This is a genomic window from Cupriavidus sp. 8B (genome assembly GCF_054589115.1).
On record NZ_BAAILO010000375.1, the window covers coordinates 1 to 236 of the forward strand.

The following is a 236-nucleotide window of genomic DNA, read 5'->3' on the forward strand; positions in this document are numbered from 1 at the left end:
GATGCGCCGGTGGTGCCCAGCGAACTGGTGGACGAGTTCTGGCACGCCCACATTCTCGATACCCAGCGCTATGCGAGTGATTGCGAGCGGATCTTCGGTCATGTACTGCACCATGATCCCTATGTCGGCATCGACGGGCTCGAAGACGAAGCCAGGCTGCAGGCACTGGCCAACGCCAGCAACGCACTTAGCATGCAGGAGTTTGGCCAGAATCTAACCGCTCCGTCGTATTGCGC

General features: G+C 59.7%; 1 protein-coding gene. It reads left to right on the plus strand.

Annotation, left to right across the window (positions count from 1 at the left end; all coding sequences use genetic code 11):
* The coding region (locus ACYP5B_RS34740; protein WP_459572677.1) for a glycine-rich domain-containing protein at positions 1 to 236 on the plus strand (236 nt) is incomplete at both ends.